The sequence below is a fragment of the Rhodococcus marinonascens NBRC 14363 genome, assembly GCF_001894885.1.
GTDB lineage: Bacteria > Actinomycetota > Actinomycetes > Mycobacteriales > Mycobacteriaceae > Rhodococcus_F > Rhodococcus_F marinonascens.
In genome coordinates, this window is record NZ_BCXB01000062.1 from 1 (window position 1) to 3,921 (window position 3,921).

The following is a 3,921-nucleotide window of genomic DNA, read 5'->3' on the forward strand; positions in this document are numbered from 1 at the left end:
TTCCCGGTCGGGGTGGCGGTCACCCCGGACGGAACCCGCGCCTACGTCACCAACGTTGGTGACGGCACGGTGTCGGTGATCGACACCGCCACCAACACCGTGGTCGAGACCGTCCCGGTCGGGGCCGCCCCGCAAGGGGTGGCGATCACCCCGGACGGGTCCCGCGCCTACGTCGCCAACCTTGGCGACAACACGGTGTCGGTGATCGGCATCGACCGGTGCACCGGATCGTTGTGCCTCGACTTCGGCTCAGGCACAGGCTCGGGCAGCGGCTGGGGCAGCTTTTTCAGCTGACACCCGCACCGTGAAACCGGATGAGGCCGCCGCCTAGGCCGTGAGGGTGTCGGCCTCACTCGGTTCGTTGACGGGGCTTGGCGGTCCGGTGAACCGGCAGCCCACCGGGTCGTCGTGCACAGGCCGGCCTTTCTGGAGGATGTCCCGGGTTCCGGGGAACTTCGGTGGCGGCCCGGTGACCATCACCATCACTCTCACTCTCGTCCACACAGTGAAGTGTCCGGACACCCCGGGGGCGATTCACTTCAGGACGCGGTGACGGTGCAGAAAAGCCTGATGGATCAGCCAGTACGCCGGCACGCTGACAGTCCGTGAAGCACACCCCTGCCGTCACCATTTTCTCTCCTCCGATTTCGGGCTGTCAGCCCAGGTCAGTGATGGTTTGCACGCAGCGTTTCGCCCCTGGCGGTAAAAGGGCCTGACTAACCGAGGAGTCAGGAACCGACCCGTTACCGTCTTCGTGGTCCCGCACTGCGGGGTCACGGTCGCCAACTTCGGTATGACTTGTTCGTACATGGCCGAGTTCCGTCGTGTGCTCACGCCTGGAGGCCACATCTTGCTCGCCTTCTTCGAGTCGGAGAGTGAGCCGGTGACGGGGGTTGAGGGACATCTGCCCGGAATCCGGCACTAAGGAGTTACTGCAGATAGCGGCACACTATGTGCGGTAAGGCTTGAATCGACCTGGCTCGACGAATCGTTCACGTCGAGTCGACTCCGGAAACTATGTGCGGTAGCGCGGGAGGTGCGTCTCGGTGCTCGCGGCCGGGTCGGCGGGCGGCCCTCGAGCCTGACCGGGTTGCCGGTGCTCGAGGCCCGCGAGAGTACGACGAACTCGACCAGCGCGGAAAACGTAAACACACCGTCGAGCTGGTCGGCGAAATATTCGGGCGTCTCCCGCAAGTCCATTTACCGCCACCTCGCACGCGACAGCCCACGACACCGACAACAGTAGGTGAGTCACCCTGAGCGAGAAACTACTTTGCGGCTGGGGCCAGCTTCAGGATTCCGGGGCCAACACCGCATTCAGTGCTTAGCGCCGGATCTCGGGCGTCTGTCCCTCAACTCCCATCTAGACGGTTGTCCCGTATGACGATCGTTTGCGAGACGCGTGCAGCTCGCGTCCATCAGTACCAAGGTGTCGAGGTACTAAGGTATTGCGGTTTCTAGCGGTGTGGTGACGGCGTCCTCGATCGCGGCCACGGCGGTCTCTACGTCGGCGGGAGTCCCTGCGGCGGAAGAGAACTTGTCGAACGACGACCAGATGCCCGGCTGAGAGCACTACCGGGGTAACCCTTCGTTCACGCCCGCGTTGATCCCTCGGCCCGGCCGTTCGGGTGTTCGATGATACCTTGTGCGGCCTTGTGCCTGTGAGGAGTTCGGCGGATTTGGGGTCGGAATCGAAATCCGGTTGTTAGCCTCCGGTGGGCTGGGTTTCGGTTCCGACGGCCAGTTCCCGACATGACGAAGGTTGATCCAGGTTGTTCCCCTCGAGGTAGGAGACGAATGTGAATCAGCACAGCACGGTGCACCGTTACCGCAGGGTCGGGGGGCGCGCCGCGCGTCTCACACTCGCAGCGACCGCCACCGCCGCGATGGTCCTGGGTATGGCCGGGATGGGGGCGGCGTCCGCGGCCGCCGATACCGTCATCGACACCGTCCCGGTCGGAATCGCCCCGCTCGGGGTGGCGGTCACCCCGGACGGGGCCTTCGCCTACGTCGCCAACGGCGGTGCCGGCACGGTGTCGGTGATCGACACCGGCACCAACATGGTGGTCGGCCCGCCCATCCCGGTCGGGGCCGTCCCGCAAGGGGTGGCGATCACCCCGGACGGAACCCGCGCCTACATCGTCAACAACGTTGCCGGCACGGTGTCGGTGATCGACACCGGCACCAACACGGTCATCGGGACCGTCCCGGTCGGAATCGCCCCGCGCGGGGTGGCGATCACCCCGGACGGGGCCTTCGCCTACGTCGCCAACGGCGGTGCCGGCACGGTGTCGGTGATCGACACCGGCACCAACATGGTGGTCGACACCATTCCGGTCGGGAACGATCCGATCGGGGTGGCGGTCACCCCGGACGGATCCCACGCCTACGTCGCCCGCGGCCTCGCCGGCACGGTGTCGGTGATCGACACCGGCACCAACCTGGTGGTCGGGCCGCCGATCATGGTCGGGGCCGCCCCGTTCGGGGTGGCGATCACCCCGGACGGATCCCGTGTCTACGTCACCAACTTCGGCGACGGTTCGGTGTCGGTGATCGAGACCGGCACCAACACGGTGGTCGGGTTGCCGATCATGGTCGGGGCCCTCCCTCAAGGGGTGGCGATCACCCCGGACGGATCCCGTGTCTACGTCACCAACCAGTCGGACGGCACGGTGTCGGTGATCGACACCGGCACCAACACGGTGGTCGAGACCGTCGCGGTCGGGGCCAGCCCGGTCGGGGTGGCGATCACGCCGGACGGGTCCCGCGCCTACGTCACCAACAGTGGCGGCAACACGGTGTCGGTGATCGCCATCGAGAAGTGCACCGGATCGTTGTGCCTCGACTTCGGTTCGGGCACAGGCTCGGGCAGCGGCTGGGGCAGCTTTTTCAGCTGACACCCGCACCATGAAGCCGAATGAGGGCGCCGCCTAGGCGTGAGGGTGGCGGCCTCATCCGGTTTGTTGACAGGGCTTGGGCGGTGGTCCCGTGAACCGGCAGCCCACCAAGTCGTCGTGCACAGGCCGGCCTTTCTGGAGGATGTCCCGGGTTCCGGGGAACTTCGGTCGCGGCCCGGTGATCATCACCATCACTCTCACTGGTCCACACAGTGAAGTGTCCGGACACCCCGAGGCGATTCACTTCAGGACGCGGTGGCGGTGCAGAAAAGCCTGATGGATCAGCCAATGCGCCGACACACTGTCCGTGAAGCACACCTCTGCTGCCGCCATTTTCTCTCCTCCGATTTCGGGCTGTCAGCCCTGGTCAGTGATGGTTTGCACGCAGCGTTTCGCCCTGGCGGTAAACGGGCCTGACTAACCGAGGAGTCAGGAACCGACCCGTTACCGTCTTCGTGGTCCCGCACTGCGGGGTCACGGTCGCCAACTTCGGTAGGACTTGTTCGTAAATGGCCGAGTTCCGTCGTGTGCTCACGCCTGGAGGCCACATCGTGCTCGCCTGCTTCGAGTCGGAGAGTGAGCCGGTGACGTGGGTTGAGGGACATCTGCCCGGAATCCGGCGCTAAGGAGTTACTGCAGATAGCGGCACACTATGTGCGGTAAGGCTTGAATCGACCTGGCTCGACGAATCGTTCACGTCGAGTCGACTCCGGAAACTATGTGCGGTAGCGCGGGAGGTGCGTCTCGGTGCTCGCGGCCGGTTCGGCGGGCGGCCCTCGAGCCTGACCGGGTTGCCGGTGCTCGAGGCCCGCGAGAGTACGACGAACTCGACCAGCGCGGAAAACGTAAACACGCCGTCGAGCTGGTCGGCGAAATATTCGGGCGTCTCCCGCAAGTCCATTTACCGCCACCTCGCACGCGACAGCCCACGACGCCGACAACAGTAGGTGAGTCACCCTGAGCGAGAAACTACTTTGCGGCTGGGGCCAGCTTCAGGATTCCGGGGCCAACACCGCATTCAGTG

At 65.2% G+C, this 3,921-nt stretch carries 3 protein-coding genes; 2 read left to right on the plus strand and 1 reads right to left on the minus strand.

Annotated features, from left to right (window positions below):
* Positions 1–294, plus strand: a 294-nt coding sequence (locus RM2_RS22030) for a YncE family protein (protein ID WP_169846799.1), incomplete at its 5' end; no start/stop codon positions are given.
* Positions 295–327: 33 nt separating this feature from the next.
* Here the strand turns inward: RM2_RS22030 and RM2_RS24730 are convergent.
* Positions 328–483 (minus strand): hypothetical protein, encoded by a 156-nt coding sequence (locus RM2_RS24730; protein ID WP_169846800.1) that lies wholly within the window; start codon positions 481–483, stop codon positions 328–330.
* 1,316 nt (positions 484–1,799) lie between these two features.
* Here RM2_RS24730 and RM2_RS22035 point away from each other — a divergent pair.
* The gene (locus RM2_RS22035) at positions 1,800–2,897 is read left to right on the plus strand and encodes a beta-propeller fold lactonase family protein (RefSeq protein ID WP_072691630.1); all 1,098 of its coding nucleotides are present in this window, start codon (positions 1,800–1,802) and stop codon (positions 2,895–2,897) included.
* The last annotated feature ends 1,024 nt before the right edge of the window (positions 2,898–3,921 follow it).

Coding starts and splice junctions, on each gene's coding strand:
- RM2_RS24730 (WP_169846800.1), bottom strand. CDS start 483: ATGGTGATGGTCACCGGGCCGCCACCGAAGTTCCCCGGAACCCGGGAC.